Origin of the sequence: Bacillus sp. EB01, assembly GCF_000613125.1 — a bacterium.
In the GTDB taxonomy this organism is placed as follows: domain Bacteria; phylum Bacillota; class Bacilli; order Bacillales; family Cytobacillaceae; genus Bacillus_D.
This window is the reverse complement of sequence record NZ_HG964497.1, coordinates 818,908-838,529: the sequence shown is the minus strand read 5'-3', so window position 1 is coordinate 838,529 and position 19,622 is coordinate 818,908. Positions and strand designations below refer to the sequence as shown.

19 protein-coding genes are annotated in these 19,622 nt (G+C 46.4%); 8 read left to right on the top strand and 11 right to left on the bottom strand.

What is annotated here, in order from left to right; translation table 11 throughout:
- Positions 1 to 101 precede the first annotated feature (101 nt).
- The 3 genes from TY16_RS03760 (at position 102) to TY16_RS03750 (ending at position 3,300) form a co-directional block, all read left to right on the top strand.
- Complete coding sequence (locus tag TY16_RS03760) at positions 102 to 251, top strand: hypothetical protein (protein WP_155922131.1); 150 nt, start codon at positions 102 to 104, stop codon at positions 249 to 251.
- The gene (locus TY16_RS03755) at positions 244 to 1,197 is read left to right on the top strand and encodes a hypothetical protein (protein ID WP_043930423.1); all 954 of its coding nucleotides are present in this window, start codon (positions 244 to 246) and stop codon (positions 1,195 to 1,197) included. The genes TY16_RS03760 and TY16_RS03755 overlap by 8 nt, the downstream gene beginning before the upstream one ends.
- Before the next feature lie 123 nt (positions 1,198 to 1,320).
- A complete protein-coding gene (locus tag TY16_RS03750) occupies positions 1,321 to 3,300 on the top strand; it encodes a hypothetical protein (protein WP_043930422.1) in 1,980 nt (659 codons plus the stop codon).
- Between the two features lie 401 nt (positions 3,301 to 3,701).
- On the opposite strand, the gene nadE is transcribed toward TY16_RS03750, so the two are convergent.
- Together nadE and cls are read right to left on the bottom strand one after the other, a co-directional pair.
- Positions 3,702 to 4,526, bottom strand: a complete 825-nt coding sequence (nadE, locus tag TY16_RS03745) for an ammonia-dependent NAD(+) synthetase (RefSeq protein WP_043930420.1) — start codon at positions 4,524 to 4,526, stop codon at positions 3,702 to 3,704.
- Between the two features lie 269 nt (positions 4,527 to 4,795).
- Positions 4,796 to 6,307 (bottom strand): cardiolipin synthase, encoded by a 1,512-nt coding sequence (gene cls, locus TY16_RS03740; protein ID WP_043930418.1) that lies wholly within the window; start codon positions 6,305 to 6,307, stop codon positions 4,796 to 4,798.
- Positions 6,308 to 6,913: 606 nt separating this feature from the next.
- On the opposite strand from cls, the gene TY16_RS03735 reads away from it, so the two are divergent.
- Complete coding sequence (locus TY16_RS03735; RefSeq protein WP_043930417.1) at positions 6,914 to 7,360, top strand: GNAT family N-acetyltransferase; 447 nt, start codon at positions 6,914 to 6,916, stop codon at positions 7,358 to 7,360.
- Between the two features lie 185 nt (positions 7,361 to 7,545).
- Here the strand turns inward: TY16_RS03735 and TY16_RS03730 are convergent, their stop codons facing one another.
- Positions 7,546 to 9,213, bottom strand: a complete 1,668-nt coding sequence (locus TY16_RS03730; protein ID WP_052342579.1) for a methyl-accepting chemotaxis protein — start codon at positions 9,211 to 9,213, stop codon at positions 7,546 to 7,548.
- Positions 9,214 to 9,438: 225 nt separating this feature from the next.
- Positions 9,439 to 10,470: a ThiF family adenylyltransferase gene (locus tag TY16_RS03725; RefSeq protein WP_043930415.1), complete on the bottom strand. Its 1,032-nt coding sequence runs from the start codon at positions 10,468 to 10,470 to the stop codon at positions 9,439 to 9,441.
- Positions 10,471 to 10,921: 451 nt separating this feature from the next.
- Between TY16_RS03725 and TY16_RS03720 the strand changes: the two genes are divergently transcribed.
- The 3 genes from TY16_RS03720 to TY16_RS03710 all read left to right on the top strand — a co-directional run bounded on the left by TY16_RS03720 (position 10,922) and on the right by TY16_RS03710 (position 14,608).
- Positions 10,922 to 12,763, top strand: a complete 1,842-nt coding sequence (locus tag TY16_RS03720) for an aldehyde ferredoxin oxidoreductase family protein (protein WP_043930413.1) — start codon at positions 10,922 to 10,924, stop codon at positions 12,761 to 12,763.
- A gap of 226 nt (positions 12,764 to 12,989) precedes the next feature.
- Positions 12,990 to 13,763: an alpha/beta hydrolase gene (locus TY16_RS03715; protein ID WP_043930412.1), complete on the top strand. Its 774-nt coding sequence runs from the start codon at positions 12,990 to 12,992 to the stop codon at positions 13,761 to 13,763.
- A gap of 374 nt (positions 13,764 to 14,137) precedes the next feature.
- Complete coding sequence (locus TY16_RS03710) at positions 14,138 to 14,608, top strand: DinB family protein (protein WP_043930411.1); 471 nt, start codon at positions 14,138 to 14,140, stop codon at positions 14,606 to 14,608.
- Positions 14,609 to 14,643: 35 nt separating this feature from the next.
- Here the strand turns inward: TY16_RS03710 and TY16_RS03705 are convergent, their stop codons facing one another.
- The 5 genes from TY16_RS03705 to TY16_RS03685 form a co-directional block, all read right to left on the bottom strand.
- A complete protein-coding gene (locus TY16_RS03705; RefSeq protein WP_197028352.1) occupies positions 14,644 to 15,537 on the bottom strand; it encodes a DMT family transporter in 894 nt (297 codons plus the stop codon).
- Between the two features lie 85 nt (positions 15,538 to 15,622).
- Positions 15,623 to 15,844: a hypothetical protein gene (locus tag TY16_RS03700; protein WP_081772869.1), complete on the bottom strand. Its 222-nt coding sequence runs from the start codon at positions 15,842 to 15,844 to the stop codon at positions 15,623 to 15,625.
- 23 nt (positions 15,845 to 15,867) lie between these two features.
- A complete protein-coding gene (locus TY16_RS03695; RefSeq protein WP_043930407.1) occupies positions 15,868 to 16,140 on the bottom strand; it encodes a hypothetical protein in 273 nt (90 codons plus the stop codon).
- A gap of 1 nt (position 16,141) precedes the next feature.
- Positions 16,142 to 16,414: a ubiquitin-like small modifier protein 1 gene (locus tag TY16_RS03690; RefSeq protein WP_043934477.1), complete on the bottom strand. Its 273-nt coding sequence runs from the start codon at positions 16,412 to 16,414 to the stop codon at positions 16,142 to 16,144.
- 355 nt (positions 16,415 to 16,769) lie between these two features.
- A complete protein-coding gene (locus TY16_RS03685) occupies positions 16,770 to 17,024 on the bottom strand; it encodes a DUF4362 domain-containing protein (RefSeq protein ID WP_043930405.1) in 255 nt (84 codons plus the stop codon).
- Between the two features lie 167 nt (positions 17,025 to 17,191).
- On the opposite strand from TY16_RS03685, the gene TY16_RS03680 reads away from it, so the two are divergent.
- Positions 17,192 to 17,743, top strand: a complete 552-nt coding sequence (locus TY16_RS03680) for a DUF4240 domain-containing protein (RefSeq protein ID WP_043930403.1) — start codon at positions 17,192 to 17,194, stop codon at positions 17,741 to 17,743.
- A 500-nt stretch (positions 17,744 to 18,243) separates the two neighbouring features.
- Here the strand turns inward: TY16_RS03680 and TY16_RS03675 are convergent, their stop codons facing one another.
- Together TY16_RS03675 and TY16_RS03670 are read right to left on the bottom strand one after the other, a co-directional pair.
- The gene (locus TY16_RS03675; protein ID WP_052342578.1) at positions 18,244 to 18,570 is read right to left on the bottom strand and encodes a hypothetical protein; all 327 of its coding nucleotides are present in this window, start codon (positions 18,568 to 18,570) and stop codon (positions 18,244 to 18,246) included.
- Positions 18,571 to 18,714: 144 nt separating this feature from the next.
- Entirely contained in the window at positions 18,715 to 19,533 is an 819-nt protein-coding gene (locus TY16_RS03670) for a purine-nucleoside phosphorylase (RefSeq protein ID WP_043930402.1), read from the bottom strand.
- Between the last annotated feature and the right edge of the window lie 89 nt (positions 19,534 to 19,622).

Below are 19,622 nucleotides of genomic sequence, written 5' to 3'. Positions count from 1 at the left end.
TTTACCTATACTGAAAATTTATAGAAAAATAGTTTATGATTGCCTATAATGAAAAGACGAACAAGATTGGAAAAAAGATACACTATGCGGGGGAAGTTCTAATGTACAAATTATTTTTTACCGCGTTCCTGCTGGTTATCGCGTGCTGGAAGCTATGGACTCTTGTTAGGAACAAGCGGCAGACAGGCGATTTTAAGGACCTTGATAAGCAGCTTGTTAAAAAGCTGAATGAAGGTGATTTCCATGGCTAAGCAGGCTGTGCAGATTTCAGGGAAAAAGCGGACTCTTCACCTCTTCCAAAAGCTGAAGATGTGCAAAAAATGCAACCGGTATTCGGTGCTGAAGGATGATACCTGTCCGAAGTGCGGTTCGCACTATACATATGTTGAAAAATTGGCCAAATCAATGTTCCGGACAAAACTGGGCAATGAGGCAGCGATTATTTTGGTTCTCGTGTCCGTTGGCATCATGTTCGCAACCACACTTGATTCCCTTTACTACTGCTTGATTGCTGGCTTGATTTTTTGTCTCGGCTATTGCCTGATGACTGGCTTTTTTCTTACAAGCGAGTATTTCCTTCAGCTCAAGAAACTGCTTGATTCGGATTCACTGAGGATCCAGCGTGGCATCATGTTCGACAGCGAGCAGGCACGGATTGATGTTAGGGAAGGCCGGGTTGCCGAGGCGTATGAAAAACTGACTGAAATCAGCGATTTTATTAAAAACGATCAAATCCGGATTCGGCGCATCATGGTTCTGAATGATATTGAACTTCGAAAGGATATGGAGCTGGAGCTTGATTCGCTCGTTCCTTCCACCTACGATAAGGATTTTCTTCTCTATGCGCTCGAAGCAATCAGGCTTGACCGCTCACTTGTCACGCGAAATGTAATAGCTTATTTCATTGATTATCGGTACGAGATTGAAAATGATTTTGGCTTTGATGCGCTGATTAGTGTTGCCGGTTCCGCAGTCCGGGCAAAGCTGTATATCCAAGAATTCCCCGGGTTTATTCTTGAATTCCTCGAGCATTTCCCTAAGGACCGTCTGCTTCGCCTTTGCAGGATCCTTGAAGCTGATCCCGAGGAAAACTGGGGACCGCTTCGCTTGCGGGCGAGGCAGACCGCTGAACGGAAGTATGGGTTTGACCCTGAGTTCAAGGAGCTGTACGGGACGGTGGCAGACCCTGTCCAATAGATACTAGTGGCGTAGGAGTCTGTCTGAAAAATGTGATACTGGGGCGTCGGCCCCTTTTTCCAAAAAGAAAGGAACTTGGAAATGTCGATTCGTAATCGTTTGACTTCCTACAGGAAGTTGAGTTTGTCCAGGAATTTGCTACTGGTTATTTTGGCTTTTTGCCTAGTTGGGGTCGGTGCGAAGATCGCACTGGCTCATGAGAAGATTGCCACCTTCAACGAGGCTGAGGCGCTTTACGCTGCCGGAAAAATGCGTGCGGCAGAAGAGAAATTCCGGGCTGCAAAGCTAAATGTGTCGGTCAGTGACCATAATGATGCAATCAATGCCCGGCTAGCTGAGCTGTCTCCGATCCGTGAGCTGATGGAGCATTTAGATGAACAAGCTGCTGACTATGTTGAAGATGGAGACTTGGCAGGACTGGTTAAGATGGAAGCCCAGTTTCAGAACTATAGGACAAAGTGGTTGAAGGGCACAGCCGCCGAGGTGGATATGCTTGGCGAGATGGTTGCCTTCACAAAGATCGAAAAGGATTTTAAGGCCTATTTTGCTGAGCATATTCGCAATCTGTCCTCTAGGCTTAAAGGCAGTCTTCTCGCTGATGAGGAGCTGACTGTTTTCGACAGTTTCTCAATGATTCCGCCTTCTTATTACGGAGGAAAGGCGAAAAAGGTTTCCACTATTGAGAAGAATTTTACAGCTTATTTTTCCGAACAGCTTGAAAAAGTTCTCACCGCGGATACGTTTTATCCGGCTGTTCAGGAAGGTGAGCGCCAGTTTGACCAGCTGAAACGATTCAATATGGAGTCCGGATGGCTGTTTGATAAACTCGATGGGTTTTTGCTAGCGATGCTAGAAGAGCCTTTTGAAAAAGAAGATTATAAGACGTTCGTCCAGCGCGCAAAGGATGCGAGCGATCTTGAAACCGCTTTGAAGAATGGCGAGGCGTTTGCCTACCGTACATCAAAGCTATCCGGCCTTGAAAAGATGGCCGGGCAGCTTGCAAGCAACCATTCGTATGAGAAAGCAATTGAGATTTATAAGGCACTGGAGCCGATGGCTGACTACTCGGAGCAGATCGCATCTCTTGAGGTTGAGTGGGATTTGCATGAACCGGTACGCGTGCTTCAGCGGGAGTATCCCGATGAGAAGTTTGTCCAGGTGCTTGACGGCCGTGACAGATTTGGGGCAGACAGCTATGTCGCTGCGATATCGGAAGTCGGAATGCTTTATTTCGGAAAGGTTACGAGGACCGTCACTCAGGGAACCGTTGAAGGTGATTGGGATGGGAATGGTATTGCAAATTCGGAGGAAGACTGGGATGGAAACGGCGTCCTTGATGGCAATGAAGACTCCGATAGTGATGGAATACCTAATAGTGACGAAGATATAAATGGAAATGGGATACAGGATGATCAGGAAGACTCTGACAGCGATGGAGTTCCGAACAGTGAGGATGACAGCGGCGGTACCGATACGGCTACAACAAGCCGGAGAGTCAGCATCGATGTTGTAACCAATTCGGATTCAGTGCCACTACCGGCAAAAAAATTCCAGTTCTCCGCTTCATATGGCACCGGACCTGACCCGGTCATTTACTTTGAAGCAGATTCAGCAGAGCGGGCAAACCGCTATGTCGCATATGATATTCAGAACGAAAGCCTTGTAAAGATTCTCGATATCGAAGCAGATAGTCTTAAAATCGAATCAGATGGTGTATTGCTGGCTGACAATCCTACCGGCGAGGGTGACGGAGAAATGGTCTACTTCTCACTGAGTATGGATGGATATTATGAATTTGATGAAATTCTAGTCGATTACGTTGACATTGAAGCCACCGAGCTTGAAAACTACAAGGGTGAAAAGGTCCGTTTTAGTGATACGGTTGATATGGTCAAGGACGGCTATGGCTGGATTCGGATTAGCGAAGAATACAACGACGAGCTCGGCTACTGGATAGCGGACTATATTTTGGTCGAGTGGGACGATTTGATGGAGTATGCGAGCTATACCTTCATCGGCACGTACAAAAAGAAGGCAACTGTCACCGATGAAAACTTGGAGGAGCGCAGCTTCCCGGTGTTCGTAGTCGAAGAAATCGAATAGAAAATATGGCGTCTCCCGTTTAGGGGGCGCTTTTTTATTGGCTGGTCGGTTGGAATGTACTTTCAAAACATCAGGGGTTCAGCTTTTTTGAGGAATGTAGGACTACTTTGGATGAGGTACTCGTTGCTAAATCGTTTTTGAGGGGCCGAAGCCAGTCAACCGCTGAAAGTTGACGGGCCAACTCTTCGCGAGGCAGCAAGCAGTTTCCACAATATGTAACTTTCTAGACGGAATTCCATCTTTCTAATGCATACCGTCTAGAAAAGATTACTTTCTCGACAAAACTCCCAATGCTGACTATGTTTTCGTCGAGAAAATACCATTTTTATGGAATTCGCCACACCCGGTGCCATGCAAAAAATCAGTGAGGGCTAGTCCCCCACTGATTAAAGTTTTACATTTTAGTCCCGCCACCACTCATCAAACATGCTCGCTGGTGTATGGCGCTTATGCTCAGAAATGAGGTAACGTGTTTCGATTTTCGCCGCGTCATCAGGCGGTATCGATTTGCCCTCAAGGAAATCATCGATTACTTCATAGGAAATCCCAAGCTCGGTTTCATCGGACTGGCCTGGCTTATGGTCAAGCAGATCCGCTGTTGGCACCTTCAAGTAAAGCCGCTCCACAGCACCAAGTTCAATCATTAACTGGCGTCCCTGGCGCTTGTTCAGGCCAGTCAATGGCAGCACGTCAGCACCGCCGTCGCCATGCTTTGTGAAAAATCCGGTTACAGCTTCAGCCGCATGGTCGGTGCCAATTACGAGCATCCCTTCCATACCAGCAACCGCATACTGGGCAATCATCCGAAGGCGTGCCTTCACATTGCCCTTCTGGAAATCAGCGAGGTCCTTGCCGTCGCTCGCCTTGTTGTATTCCAGTTCGACTGCGTCAACGGCTGACTTGATATTGAACACATACTCCTCATCGGCCTTGATAAAATCAAGGGCTAGCTGGGCATCATCTTCATCCTTCTGGATACCGTATGGCAGGCGGATTGCGACGAACTTCGCATCAGTACCTTCTGCTCTGAGTTCCTCGGCTGCAAGCTGCGCTAGTTTCCCGGCCAGCGTCGAATCCTGCCCGCCGCTAATCCCGAGCACAAATCCTTTTGCGCGTGCCTTCACCAAATACGCCTTCAAGAAATCAATCCGTTTGCGGATTTCCTCCTTCGGGTCAATCTCAGGCTTCACATGCAGCTCGGCAATAATCCTCTCCTGAATACTCATTGCAACCCCTCCTTTATATTAATTATATATTTTACCCTCTTTAGAAAAAAAGTCTATTTTAGTGGTCGGTGCAGCACCGCTGTTCGTTCTATGTGTTGCTTTGTGTTGCATTGACCGATAAATTTTGCGGAACGACCGATAAAGCTGCCGGAATGACCGATAAATGATTATTTCGTTCGATAGAGCGAACAATCCGCATTTAGCCAAACTTCGCCACTAACTCACCAGCAATCAGCCATTTTGCATGCACGCACTCGTATACGGTCAAATCACAGCACCCCGGAGAACAACCGTGCGAAGGATTCTTTCATCCTGTTCCACAGCCCGCGTTTGTAAAACTCGACAGCACCAATTTTTTCAGAGTGCTCCATATCATCCTCGTAATGAGCCACTAAATCACGTATCGAGCTTGTCCCGTACAGGAAGACATTTACCTCAAAATTGAGATGGAAACTGCGCATGTCCATGTTCGCGGTCCCGATTGAGGCAAGATTTCCGTCGATGATAATGACCTTCTGGTGCAGGAAGCCTTTTTTATATGAATAAATCTCGACCCCATAGCGGAGCAGTTCGGAAAAATACGAGCGCGTCGCATATTGAGTCAGGAAGCTGTCGTTAATTTCCGGCACCATGATCCGTACCTCAAGCCCTTTGGCCGCGGCAATCCTGAGAACCGTCCGAATCGATTCATCCGGAACAAAATACGGAGTCGCAATCCAGATTGACTGCTGTGCGCTCGCCATCAATGCGTAATAAAAATCGCTCATGATACCCTGCTGCGTGTCGGGGCCGCTGGCGACAACCTGGATTGCGCCATCGAGAGTACCATCATCGATAGTATATTTTTTCGCATGCTCGTAATCGAGGACCTTTTCACGGCTTACATACTCCCAGTCAAGCAAGAAAACGGTATGAAGTGTGTAGACTGCCTCGCCGGTCAGCATCATATGCGTATCGCGCCAGTAGCCGAAGTTCTTATCCTCACCCAAATACTCGACGCCGACGTTCAACCCGCCGACAAATCCCACTTTCCCATCAATAATAATAATTTTCCGGTGATTTCGGAAGTTGAATTTCTGGTTGAAAAATCCGAACTTCAGCGGTGAAAACGGCCGCGCATTGATCCCTGCTTTCTTCATTCTCCTAATATCCGTCAACCTGAGGCTGAGGCTCCCCGCCGCATCGTAAATGAACCGCACCTCGACCCCGGCCTTCGCCTTTTCAATTAAAATATCAATAATCTCCTGGCCAAGCCGATCAGACCGGAATATATAATATTCGATATGAATGAACGTCTCAGCTTTGCGCAGCTCTTCAATAATCTGGCTGAATGTCTCCTTGCCATTTTTTAAAACAACCGAACGGGAAGACGTTGAAATTGGCGTTTTCGCGGCCTTTGCCGCAAACTTGGCGAAGTTCTCCTGATTTTCCACAAAAAACGTCAAATCCGGAGATGTCTCCGACCGCATCATCCTCTCCCACTGACTGCGGTTCAGCTGCCGCTTATGTTTGAACAAATAGCCCTTCAAGTAAAGCTGGCCCGAGTACAAGTAAAAAATATAGCCCAGCACCGGGATGAACACCAGCACATAAATCCAGACAAGCGTGTGCGGGGCCGAGCGGTTCTCCAGGCACAGCGACACAACGCTGATCAAAATAATCCCCGCATACAAACCACCGAACCCCAGCTTCCACCAAGGCCCTATGTTTGTATAAACGACCATATACAAGCAAATGGTCAGTGCTATCACAAAAACAAATTCAATCCGCCGTTTTAGCATCCTCGTCTCTCCGTGTCTACTGCAGTCTACTTTCCCTATTCATATACCCTCTATCCTTTGCAATAAAAACCTAAGCCAACCGTACCGGGTTAAGAAAGCGAAACCCGGAAGAGTGAGGTAAGAAATTTTTGGCTAGTCGAACGAGTGATTTAATTGCGCACGGAAGGAAATGTTTATAAATAGTAGATTAATCGAAGGCTGAAAAATGAACAGGGAGAGTCAATGGTGATTGATGATGACCTATTGGAACCATTTCACCCTTTGCAGGAAGGCAAAATGTGCCCAATAAGCTTTATTGGAATCATTTTACGTTCCCAGCAAGTCAAAATGTAGCCAATAAGCTGTATTGGAACCATTTCACTCTTTGCTGAAAGGCAAAATATGCCCAATGGATTGTACATTGATTAGCAAATATGTAACCAAAGGGGCTGGCTATTTTTAAAACATGCTCAACCCTAAGAATTATCTGAAAAACTATAAGTTTACACAAGTTACTGCCAGGTTAAAATGAAGTCATTATCTAAGAAGTTGTTTCGAATTGGCTGCAGGAATTACAAAGCAGGCCGGAGAATATTGAATGATGTTATGAAGGATGGGGGATAAACAATGAAGTTAACCTTTAAGACGGCTTCCGAAACGGAGCTGGAGGAAATATACGAGCTCGCTGGTGTAAACCGGCGCGAGGCAACTAACCATGTTGCCGAGGATAACCGCCAACGCATGATTGAGGCATATGAACATTCAGCGAAATACGGTGCCTACTTCCGCTGCCTGATGGATGGGGAAACACTGGTTGGCTGGGTGTATGTCGACAAGGCATTTGACTATTTGACCGGAGAGGAAATCGGCTGGATCAGTGATATTTATGTGAAACCTTCATACCGCGGCCAAGGGCTTTCCAAGCTGCTAATTGACGAGGCGCTAAAGGAATTTAAAGACCAAGGCTATCCGGAGGCGGGCCTCAACGTTTACGTCCACAACGACATAGCGATGAGCCTATACGAAAAAATGGGTTTCCGGGATGTGAATAAATTTATGAAGAGGCCTTTATAGGATAGAGGCCGGGGTTACCGGCCTCATTTTTCATGGTTGTAGATGAAATCATGAAAACAATACCAAAAATAGGTGAACCTCAAACGATTATCAAGGCTGAGCAAGGCCGAGTTCAGATTGACAGGTATTCCAAAAAAACTATAGCCGAAAAACTAAAGACCAAGTGAACCTTAAAAACCCTTTGATTAAATTTCTCTTTGGCTTGTTGCAGCTGTTTCAGCTAAAGCAATTTCAATTTGCTGTTCATGAGGGCTGCCTTCTGGTTCTGTTAGTTCTTCGGTTTGGTACAATTCGGGGATGGGGGTATCCTTTAATCTATATTGTCCGACCTTACTTCTTAATACTTCAGCCTGATTTGATAGTTCTTCACTTGCGGCGGCACTTTTAACTGCTGTTGCTGAATTGGATTGTACCACCTTTGAAACTTCCATAATTCCTTGGTTTATCTGTTGGATGGCTATCGCCTGTTCACTCGATGAAGCCGAAATTCCATTTACAATATCAGCCACCTTGGTAACATCGTAAACAATCTTTTCCAAGCTCTGTGCGGTTTGATTGGCAATAGTTGTTCCGCCTTCTACTTTTTTGATTGATTCTTGAATCATATCAGTTATTTCTTTAGCAGCATTGGCCGATTTTATGGAAAGAGTACGCACTTCTTCAGCAACCACTGAAAATCCCCTTCCATGTTGTCCAGCTCTTGCAGCTTCTATTGCAGCATTTAAAGCCAGTATATTTGTTTGGAAGGCAATTTCATCAATAACCTTCGTAATTTTAGAGATGCTTTTAGAAGAGGCAGCAATATCCTCCATTGCCTTAACCATTTGATTCATTTCCTCATTTCCTGTCTCTGCTATTACCATTGCATCCTGCGTCAATTTATTGGCTTCAAATGCATTCCCAGCATTAAGAGTGGTCTGTGTGGAAATTTCCTCTACTGAAGCTGACAGCTGTTCCACAGAGCTTGCTTGCTTTTCAGTCCCCTTTGATAGAGAGTTACTTGATTCTGATACCTGCTTTGAGCCTGTTGCCACTTGTTCAGCTGCAGTCTGTACCTCGTACATTACCCCATTCAGGTTATTTGACATTTTTCGGAAAGAACCCGCAAGGACACCAATCTCATCCTTAGTATGTATATTTATATCTACATCCAAATCGCCATCTGCAATCTTTTCAGCTGTCTCAACAATCGTCTCAATTGGTTTCTTGATACTGCGTGCCACAATAAATCCTAGTGCTAATGCAGCCAGAACAGCCAAAATGACGACAGCGAGCATTGTGCTTACTGTCCTATTGGCTTGCTGGGTTAAACCCTGGGATTCGCTTAATCCGATCTCTACCTTTTGATTAAACAACTCATTAATCACTTTGTCCGCTTCTAATGCTGGCTGTACCCCTCTGGCTAAAAGCACGGCATACGCTTCTTCATTTTTATTTTCTTTAACAAGAGTTTTAACCGCTTCCCTGGCAGCTTCAAATTCAAGTAGGGCATCATTAAGTTTTGTGAACATCTCTCGGGTTTTAGCATCCTGGATGCTATTCTTATATGCATTTTTGTATTTTTCCAGGTGTTTTTCCAGTTCTGCGAGTTTGGATAACTGCTCCTCTTTCTTCTGGGGATCCTTTGCCAAAATTAAATCTCTAAGTGAGGAATTAATGTTTTGAAAGTCAGCTGAAATCCTCCCCATGTCCCCTACTGGGATGGCATTTTGGACATATAAATTTGAATAGTCCTCATTAATACTTTTTATATTAATAATTCCAATCACTCCGACAATCCCCGCCAACGCGGCCACTGCCAAAAAAGAAATAAATAGCTTTCTGTTAATCTTTAAATTATTGAACCAACTCATGTTGTACCCCTCTCTTGATTTACACTGTCGCAATTCTCTCTACTTATAGGACTATTGGATTACTAAATGGTAAACATCTTAACTATATCTCACTCTATTCTTCTAAATATTAAGTATACGTAAAGATTTCGTGTGTATTTTATTAACCATTCTTCACTAGACAATTGCACAAAAAAGACAGTACGGGGGTTCCGTACTGCCAGAGTTTAGGTATCTTTGCTTTTATTAGAAACCGCTGTACCTGGCAAAGTAGGATTTTGCCTCGGACAGGTCGTTGGTTCCATGCACGAGGACGCGGCCATCTTTGAAAAAAACCATTGAGATGTTCTCGTCCGGCTTGAACTTTAAGAGGAATGGATTCGCGGCGGTCACGGTGCCTGCTTCCTTCAATATGGCAGCGAGTTTTTCCAGCTCAACCGGTTTCTTTTTCCGAGGATTGATTTGGACGGTGTCACGTCCGCATAGTGCTGAAAAAGCGACCTGCTTGTCCGATGAGCGGTCAAGGAAATCGAATTGCTTCTGTGCGCAGCATGGGCAGTCCGGGTTGCGGCCCTTCGAGATGTCCATCTGCATTGTTGAATTGTACCAGATGTCGATTTGCTCAAGGTTTGGGTTGTGCGGTGCGCCGACAAGGATTTTCAGTGCCTCCATTGCCTCGAACGAGCCGATGATTTCTGTGATTGGTGACAACACCCCAATCGTATCGCATGTTTCTCCGAGTCCGGTCTGTGCATCGGGAAACAGGCAGCGATAGCAAGGTGTTTTGCCAGGTATTATTACGGCGAACATGCCCCGCGAGCTGACCGCCCCGCCATACACCCATGGAATATTGTATTTCACAGCAATATCATTCATTAAATAACGTGCCGAAAAATTGTCGGTCCCATCAATAATGACGTCAACATCCCCGAGGAGCTCCTCGGCATTATCGAGGTTTACATCTGCAATAATCTCTTCTATTGTAATTTCCGAATTAATTGACCTGAGCCTTTGGGCGGCAGCAACTGCCTTAGGCAGGTTTTTTCGCGCATCCTCCTCGGTGTAAAGCGTCTGGCGCTGCAGGTTGGACAGTTCGACAAGGTCGCGGTCGATCAGGCGGACAAATCCTACACCCGAACGAACCATATGATTGGCAATGACAGTACCCAGAGCGCCCATTCCGACGATTGCAGCGCGGCTCTCGAGCAGCTTCTTCTGCCCACTTTCCCCAATTGGCTTAAATAGAATTTGGCGTGAATAACGTTCCAATCCATTCATTCTATCCCTCATCTCAAAAGTCTCTTATCTATTACTATAGCTGTCTGGTTATTATTTTTCGAGTGGTTTGAAATCCCATATATTGTCTAATTGCTCATATCCATGCCAAAACGGCTCATATGAGGCTCATATCCACGCTAAATTGGCTCATATCACGCTAAATCAGCTCATATACATGCGGAAATGGCTTATATCTTCATTGCGAATCTTATTATCAGCCCATTTTTAAAAATAAATATTCTAAAAATTTCAATTTGTTTTTCGATTAATAGAAGGAAAATGAAAATAGAGTGTCGAATTTTAATAGACGTATATGCATATTTTAGCTATTAGGAAGTATTCTCCATGCATTCCTAACGCATAAGAAAAACTATGGCCATTCGCCCAAAATACTGGCGGATGCCAGTTTTTCTGAGATTTTAACCAAATAATGTAAGGGGGTTGCAAATCAATGAATCTTGGCGGCTTCAAAAACAAGGAAGCGGTAGTTGATTTGACGAATGGCACAGTTGAGTACAGAAGCATCAACGAAGAAGATGCACGGAAGTACATTGGCGGGCGCGGGCTTGGGGTTAAGTACGTGCTGGACAACGGGCCTGAGGTGGAACCGCTCTCAGAGGAAAACATTCTCTGTTTCATGACAGGGCCTGTTTCAGGTTCACGTTCCTCAATGAGTGGACGCCTCTGCGTGGTAACAAAGTCCCCGCTGACAGGGACAGTAACAGATTCCCATATTGGCGGCTGGACTGCGGCACGCCTGAAATGGGCTGGCTTTGACAATGTTATTTTTAAAGGAAAGAGCGACAAGCCTGTCTACCTTTATATCGAGGATGGCAACGCTGAACTGCGCGATGCTTCCACTGTCTGGGGGCAAAGCACGCGTGCTACCGTTCAGGCAATGAAGGACCAGTATGGCGCAGAAGACTTGAGCGTCATCACCATCGGCCAGGCCGGAGAAAACAAAGTCCTCTTCTCTGCGTTTATCAATGAACACGACCGTGCAGCAGGCCGCGGCGGCACAGCTGCTGTAGCAGGCTCCAAATTGCTGAAAGGGATTGTCATCAAGGCAGCCCAAAAAGGCAATATGCCAGTTCCAGCACAGCCTGAAGAATACCAAAAAGCAAATAAAAAAGCAGTCAAAGCCATCCTTGAAGGCGGCCTGACTGCACCAAATAAAGGCGGCTTGTCCGTTTACGGCACAAATGTCCTTACAAACCTCATCAACGAAGTCGGCGCCCTGCCTACGAAGAACTCCCAATTGACTCACTGGGATCAGGCAGAGCTACATAGCGGCGAGTATGTGAACAAGCACCTTCTTGTTGCGAACAATACATGCCACGCCTGCCCTGTCGGCTGTAAGATTGAAGTCGAGGTCAAGGACGGCCCGTACAAAACACGCGTTGAGAGCATTGAATTCGAATCAGCATGGTCGCTTGGTTCAAACTGTTTGCTGAGCGATGCAAAAGCGATTTCATACCTGATCGACCGATGCAACGAATACGGAATCGATACAATCGAGCTTGGCCACGCCTTCTCCGTTACGATGGAAGCTTCCGAAAAAGGCATCATCGAAGAGAACCTTGAATGGGGCGATGCCGATGCAATGATCGAACTGACAAGGCAAATCGCTTACCGCGAAGGTCTTGGCGGCGTTCTTGCTGAAGGACCTGCGCGCGCAACGGCAATTTGGGGTGCGCCTGAGCTGTCGATGTCTGTTAAAGGCCAATCGATTCCAGCATACGACCCTCGCGGCATCCAGGGTATCGGCCTTGGCTACGCAACGAGCAACCGCGGTGCCTGCCACCTGCGCGGCTACACTGTTGCTGCCGAGATTGCCGGAATTCCTGAGCCAGTTGACCGGTTGGCTGCTGAAGGAAAAGGCGAGCTTCTGAAAATATTCCAGGATTTACTCGCATTCTCCGACTCTATGAACATCTGTAAATTCTCTTCGTTCTCTGAAAATGCCGAGCATTATGCTGAGCAGTACAGCACAATGACCGGTAACACTCTGACTGCTGATGAAGTCATGAAGGCCGGGGAGCGGATTTACAATCTTGAGCGCTATTACAATAACCTTGCCGGACTCAATAAGCGCGAGGACGACTTCCTGCCGAAGCGCTTCACTGAAGAGCCTGCGTCCGGAAACAGCGCTGGACATGTAAGCCGCATGGATATCATGCTCGAGGAGTACTATCAGGTCCGGGGCTGGAGAGACGGCATCGTTCCTGAAGACAAGCTTCGCGAACTTGGCATCCTGCCAGCAACAGAAGCTCCGGGAACACAGCTGGTTTAATTTTTCAAAAAAAGATCTTGGGCTTCCGCGCCGTGAATGTGCGGGAGCCTTTTTTCGCCGTGTCAGGCAGAACCAAATTCGTATGTGCGGGGAGCCTTTTTCACGGGCACATAACCCGAACAGTGCCAGGCAGAAACCGAATTTTCTAACCGAACATTGCCAGGCACCACCCGCTTTTTCTTGTTACACAGGATTGTTCGACGCAAATTATATAGGGGGCTTTTCGATGATTGAAGAATTAAAGATGATGGTTACACCGTTTAATCAGGAGCGGACTATCAGAGTTTATCTGCCAAAAGGGTATACAGAGTCTAAATCTCATTACCCCGTCCTCTACATACACGACGGCCAAAATGTGTTTCGGGATGAGGAAGCGATTGGCGGCGGCGTCTCGCTCCGGCTTGGGGATTACCTTGATGAAGCGGGGATCGGCCTAATTGTCGTGGCAATTGATACACCGCCTACAACCGAGGGCCGATTTGACCAGTATTGCCCATGGCCATGCGGCGAATTCAGCAAGGAGTTGATTGGCTCGCTTAGTCCGCATGGAGGCAAGGGCGACGAGTATATTGATTATATTGTGAATGAGCTTAAACCGTATATCGACCGGACATATAAAACTAATCCAGACAATACGATGATGGCCGGCTGTTCACTTGGCGGATTGATTACCGCTCGGGCAGCTTTTCTCTACCCCGATATTTTTAAGCGGGTGGCTGCGATTTCCGTTGCCTTTTGGCGGAATCAGGAGGAAGTTGAAAACATGCTGACCCGCTCAAAGCCTGTTGGAATCGAGAAATTTTATATGGACTGCGGTAATTCCGAGGTTCCCAATGATGAGCGTATCAGCAAAGGATTCCTTGAATCGAATCGAACTGTGTATGCCCTGCTGAAGGAAAAAGTGGTGAATTCCCGTTTTGAGATAATTGACGGCGCCGCTCATCATTATTCTTTCTTTGCAAAAAGAATGCCTCAGGTGTTGGACTACTTGCTTTCCTAATCGCAACTTTGCGAGATTCACGATGTCAATAAAGGTTCTTGACGACTCTGGAGGTAAAAAAGTAGAGTCTTCGGTCGTCAATAGAGCTTCTTGACGACTCTGAAGGTAAAAAAGTAGAGTCTTCGGTCGTCAATAGAGCTTCTTGACGACCCTGAAGGTAAAAAGTGCAGGCTTCGGTCGTCAATAGAGCTTCTTGACGACCCTGAAGGTAAAAAAGTGCAGGCTTCGGTCGTCAATAGAGCTTCTTGACGACCCTGAAGGTAAAAAAGTGGGGGCTTCGGTCGTCAATAAAGGTTCTTGACGTCTCTGAAATAATATTGGTGGCCACAGCTTTTGCCATGGACAATACGAGCCAGAATCTTGAGGAGGATACATTGAATACATACTGCAAAAGCACGCTGCATCAAATAGAAATTGCCATCTATACAACAGCTTCCATCATTGACCAACTGGAAGAATCCGATTTACCAAAGCGGCCTCATCCAGACAAATTTTCGGTTGGGGAATTACTCGGGCACCTCGCAACCATTTGCAGAGCGGATATGGCTATTTCAAACGGTGCCACACAGGAGGAAATGAGCCACCTTTATGCAAGCATTCCATACAGCAACCTCATTGACATTAAGGCTGCTCTTTTTGCTAATTTCAAAGCACTAGAAGAAAGGTACAAAAACTATACCGATGATGAACTTCAGCAAGAAACCACTTCCTATTGGGGGGTCTCGTACACGAGGTATGAATGGCTGCTTGAAATTTTAGCGCACGTGTATCACCACAGAGCGCAATTGCACGCGCTGCTTGTTTATTGTTATGGAAAAGATCCTGAAATCTCTTTGTTTGAATAACGGCGAATGGCTCAAAGGTCTCCTCCTCTGAGCCATTATTCATCCTGCACGGTTTTGAACGTCCCCAGTTGTGAAACGACGATTCCAGTGAGGATCAGCAGCATCCCGAACCATTGGACGAGGACAACTTCTTCCCCGACAATCAAGTAGGACAGGATAATGCCGACCGGGAGCTCAACGGAACTTAGGATGGATGTAAGCGTCCCGCCGATTTTCGGTGCTCCATACGTAAACAGCACGGGCGGGATAATCTGTGCCAGCAGCCCCAGCAGAATGCCCCAGCCAAGCACATCGCCAAATGGATTCATGTCGGCAGGCGGTGTTGTTGTTGCAAAGCCGATTAACAGCAGAACCGTTGTCCCGCCAATCATCAGGAAGTTTTTATAAAACTCCGGAATTGAAGCCGGCAGTACCGATGCACCCGTTAAGAAGACCGAGTAACAAACGGCAGCCAGGAAGCCGTAAACCAAGCCAGCTGTATTAAGTGTCCCTGCATCAATCGAAGTTACCCGCAAAACGAACAGAGTCCCAACCAATATGATTGCAACCGCAAGCAGTTCATTGCGGCGGATTTTCCTTTTAAAAACAAACCGCTCAATCAAAAGTCCAATCCAGGTGAACTGAAACAGCATGACGAGTGACACGGAGGTTGGCACATAGGCGAGGCTCGCATATAAAGCCATGCTTGTCCCGCCAAGACCGATAGCCCCAACTGCTAAAAGCTTGCCGAAATCCTTTAACGACACCTTGCTGAATGTCCTCGTTACAAGAACGAGAATCAGCAGGCCAAGCGACCCATAGACGTACTGGCTGACCGTCAGCTCGGCATATTGGAACTGATCCGCGTAGGCTAGCTTCACTATTGTATTGACAACCCCGTAGAGGGAGGCCGCAAGAAGTACGGATAGAATCCCGATGCCTTTTTTCAAAAAAATCATTCCTTCCTTTACGTAAAAAGCAATTTGACCTTATCATTTCCCAACGGCCCTGAAAAAGCGAAAAACTTGGCTGCCTTCAACCAAGTTTTCTGCGGATATATACCTTCTCTCCCACATAGCTCGCGGCGGCTCCAATTAAGACGGGAAGGACAGAACCTGTTTGCAGGAAAAAACCATCTGAATGACTTCTGTACTCATACTTCCACATGAGCACGGGGATTTTAAAGGTGTAGCCAATCCCGTATAGAATGCCTGCCGTTAACACTAATGCACCCAATGCCACAAGGAAACGCTTCACAATGGATTCTCTCCTCCCATGGATTACCCGCCAATCCGCGTCGTTTTGTAGCGGTAGTTTTTTATCAGCTGGGCGAGCGCGGTTTCCGTTTCAGCCCGAAAACAGATATGTACAGCATTCACTTTGAATATTTTTGTAAAACTAAGTTCCTCTTCTTTGAGGATTTCTGCGCTCCAGCTGGATGTCTCATACAGAAGCGGCATTGAGTGCGTTTTCCGGACTGCTCCGAGTTCCTCGAAGTACATGCCAAGATGCGCAACGTTGATTCCCCGGAATTCCAGTACGGCTTCTTTCATATCAGCCACCCGCAACTGGCGGGAACAACGCAAATTGGTCCGAGTCGCTGACTTCTGTTTGCAGGTCCTGCAGATGGACAATATTCCGGCCGTTTATGTACACATGGACAAAATCCTTCAAGGTCCGTTCCGCTGTAAAAATTTCCTCTTCAATCGGCGGGAACATCTCCACCATCTTTTCGAGAACATCAATAACCCGGTTCCCCTCAGGCTGCACCTCAACCGTGAAGCCCCCGCAAATATCGCGGAGATTCGCAAACACCTTCACTATCATGAAAAACTCCCCCTTTTTATTTTTAGGCAAAGCAGTCTGCCGCGGCAGACGAAAAGCTGTACGCTTCTCCCTTGCCATAAAAATTATTTCCCCTTGTTGTTACTACTATATTACTACTTTCGCAGGCAAAGGGGGGCGTTTTTTATCGAGGCGGAAGCTGATTTTGATTTAATATTCCCGGTGATTGATCGTTTCCGGCTTCGTTTCAGGCAGCTTACACAATCCTGGTCAGCTGTTATTTTGCGTACAGAACAAGCAGCTCTTCGTCCCCTCTTTCGGAACAATCTGTAAGAATATACCGTTTGGCAAAGTCATCCTTTTTTATTATAAAACCTTGGCATGTATACGTGCTTATTTACTCTCCATCAACGCTGTAATTAACAATGATGCCGCTATCTTCATTGTATTCAAGCTCGCGTACACCCCGCTGGCCTTCAATTCCATACTCAACAAACCGAAGCTCTGCATCACGGCCTTTTTCCACATCCAGGGCGAACTCGTCCAGAGCCTGGAGGTTTTCGTATTTGCCATGTTTGCTTACCACCTGGCCGGCGAACAACTTGCATCCTGCCAACACCAACACCATTGCAATGATTAGTAAATTCCTCATCTTTTCCCCTCCCTGCTATATGGCCGATTGCGTGGCCTATCCACCCATTGTGCTGAGGTTAGGCCGTTTTCTATTTGACGAATCCCTCACTGAAATATGACATCGAAAAAGGAAATTTTGCAGTGTTGTAGAATTTGATAAATAACAGCTTATAGGGAGGGTTTTTGATGGAACGAAACGAGTTTTGGGGATTGATTGAAAAGTCCAAGGGAAAAGAAAATCAGGCCGAGTGGTTAACAGAGGTATTAGCCAAGCGCGACACCCGGGATATCGTCAATTTTGAATATTGGTTTCAGGGGCTAATGAATGAAAGCTATCAATCCAGCCTTTGGGCAGCCGCCTATATTGTCATGGGTGGATGTTCGGATGATGCATTTGACTATTTCCGAGGCTGGCTGATCGGCCAGGGCGAGGAAGTATATAAAAAGGTGCTGGCCGACCCGGAATTCCTCGCTGATTATATTGAAGAAGATAATCTTGGTGAGGAAGGCATGCCACAGAACGAGGAGCTACTCTCCGTCGGGCTGGATGCCTATAGCCTGAAAAAGACGGGCGATACTGAATGGAATGACAGCACCTACGACGAATTGCAGGCGGAACTGGACAATAAAGGACTCAAGCCACAAAACGATATCGATCTGGATTGGGACGAAGACGATCTTGAAGACATGTACCCAACACTATGGGACCGCTTTGGCGAAGAGCCACTTGAATATTAGGGAGGATTTTCAAGCGCTGGTTCATCTGGCAGTATTTTTACCATAGATAGTCGAATCGAACAGTCTCTTTTCCAAGTTAAACGGTGGGGTTCCCTTTGCCTAATCAATCAAAGGGGACTTTTTTCTATTTCTGTGGTTGCTACGGGTCAAGGTTTTCCCGGGTAGAAGCTTTCCAATCATTCGCCGATCACTTTGACAAGGACAACTTACATTCCCTCCACTTAGGCACCACCTTTCAAAGACATTTCACCTATCCGGCAACGTCAAAATGTGCTCGAGATCCACTTTCAAAGACATTTCACCTATCCGGCAACTCAAAATGTACTCGAAATCCACTTTCAAGGACATTTCACATATCCGGCAACGTCAAAAATGTACTCGAGATCCACTTTCAAGGACATTTCACCTCTCTGGCAACGTCAAAATGTACTCGAAATCCACTTTCAGGACATTTCACCATTTCCCTATCATCAAATTTTCCTTGAAAGCCTTGTGCTGGTTTAAAACATAAACGCACTAAAGAAAATTATGATTAAAAATAATACAGATCCCAGATTCACAAAGTTTACGTTTAATGACAGAAAAGTTCTTTTAAAAGAATGCCCAGACTTCAAACCTTGGTAACTCGTGGCAGTCTCCGCCTCGGCAAAATTCTCAGTCAGCCCGCCGCTGCTGGAGAAATAAAGTGAGAAAAACACAGCAAACACACCAACATAAAACATCGCATTAATCATGGTTAATCCAAATTTCGCTGATAAAAAGTAGCTGATTGCCGTTAAAACTGAAATCATCTGTGCTGTCAGTACAACAAATCGGACTATCTTCATGATCCATGCAACCCCTTTCCCTTTACAAAAAACACATCGCCCTCATCACCCTTATTTTACTATTTATCCCATTCCCTTGAAAATAAATCCGAACAAAAAAAAGCCCGAAGCCTCAATATTTGGGCCTCGGGCACTACTGCAAACTTACGCTTGTTCAATTACACCTTTTACAAGTTCCACGAAGTTGGCGCGGACTTTGCCGGCAACTTCAATTACTTCATCATGGTTCAGCGGCTGGTCGAGAACGCCTGCTGCCATGTTCGTCAGACACGAAATGCCTAGTACCTTCATGCCGCCATGAACCGCAACAACAACCTCAGGTACCGTCGACATCCCGACAGCATCGGCCCCAAGCGTGCGGATCATCCGGATTTCAGCCGGTGTTTCGTACATCGGGCCGCTCCACCAAGCATACACACCTTCACGAAGCGTCATACCCTTTTCTTCTGCGACCTTATGGGCAAGCGCGCGCAGCTCGCGATTATAAGCCTGGGTAAGATCTGGGAACCGGGTCCCAAGCTCATCGTTATTCGGTCCGATCAGCGGATTCGAGCCAACAAGGTTGAGATGATCAGTAATCAGCATCAAGTCGCCAGGCGCATAATTCGTATTTACCGAACCGCAGGCATTCGTGATCAGCAATGTTTCAACACCAAGCGCCTTCAGCACGCGCACCGGGAACGTCACTTCACTGAGCGAATACCCTTCGTAATAATGAAAACGGCCTTTCATCGCTACAACCGTCTTGCCCTTCAACTGCCCAATGACCAGCTCATTCGCATGGCCAATCGCCTCGGATTTTGCGAAATACGGAATTTCACCATACGGAATATGGACCGCGTCTTCAATCTCATCAGCAAGCGCACCAAGGCCGGAGCCAAGAATCAGCCCAATCACAGGATGGTGATTTGTTTTTTCAAAAATAGCATCTCTGGCTTCATTGATATTCTGAATGTTATGCATGTACATTCCTCCAAAACGAGTTCTCACTGTAGTATACCCAATTTACAACACGTGAAAAAGGGGCATCAGCTGCCCCTAAGATAATAAAA

What these genes read in the sequence shown, in the direction of transcription:
- TY16_RS03760 (WP_155922131.1), top strand. Translation starts at nt 102, where the DNA reads ATGTACAAATTATTTTTTACCGCGTTCCTGCTGGTTATCGCGTGCTGG.
- TY16_RS03755 (WP_043930423.1), top strand. Translation starts at nt 244, where the DNA reads ATGGCTAAGCAGGCTGTGCAGATTTCAGGGAAAAAGCGGACTCTTCAC.
- nadE (WP_043930420.1), bottom strand. Translation starts at nt 4,526, where the DNA reads ATGAGTATTCAGGAGAGGATTATTGCCGAGCTGCATGTGAAGCCTGAG.
- cls (WP_043930418.1), bottom strand. Translation starts at nt 6,307, where the DNA reads ATGCTAAAACGGCGGATTGAATTTGTTTTTGTGATAGCACTGACCATT.
- TY16_RS03735 (WP_043930417.1), top strand. Translation starts at nt 6,914, where the DNA reads ATGAAGTTAACCTTTAAGACGGCTTCCGAAACGGAGCTGGAGGAAATA.
- TY16_RS03730 (WP_052342579.1), bottom strand. Translation starts at nt 9,213, where the DNA reads ATGAGTTGGTTCAATAATTTAAAGATTAACAGAAAGCTATTTATTTCT.
- TY16_RS03725 (WP_043930415.1), bottom strand. Translation starts at nt 10,470, where the DNA reads ATGAATGGATTGGAACGTTATTCACGCCAAATTCTATTTAAGCCAATT.
- TY16_RS03720 (WP_043930413.1), top strand. Translation starts at nt 10,922, where the DNA reads ATGAATCTTGGCGGCTTCAAAAACAAGGAAGCGGTAGTTGATTTGACG.
- TY16_RS03715 (WP_043930412.1), top strand. Translation starts at nt 12,990, where the DNA reads ATGATTGAAGAATTAAAGATGATGGTTACACCGTTTAATCAGGAGCGG.
- TY16_RS03695 (WP_043930407.1), bottom strand. Translation starts at nt 16,140, where the DNA reads ATGAAAGAAGCCGTACTGGAATTCCGGGGAATCAACGTTGCGCATCTT.
- TY16_RS03690 (WP_043934477.1), bottom strand. Translation starts at nt 16,414, where the DNA reads ATGATAGTGAAGGTGTTTGCGAATCTCCGCGATATTTGCGGGGGCTTC.
- TY16_RS03685 (WP_043930405.1), bottom strand. Translation starts at nt 17,024, where the DNA reads ATGAGGAATTTACTAATCATTGCAATGGTGTTGGTGTTGGCAGGATGC.
- TY16_RS03680 (WP_043930403.1), top strand. Translation starts at nt 17,192, where the DNA reads ATGGAACGAAACGAGTTTTGGGGATTGATTGAAAAGTCCAAGGGAAAA.
- TY16_RS03675 (WP_052342578.1), bottom strand. Translation starts at nt 18,570, where the DNA reads ATGAAGATAGTCCGATTTGTTGTACTGACAGCACAGATGATTTCAGTT.
- TY16_RS03670 (WP_043930402.1), bottom strand. Translation starts at nt 19,533, where the DNA reads ATGCATAACATTCAGAATATCAATGAAGCCAGAGATGCTATTTTTGAA.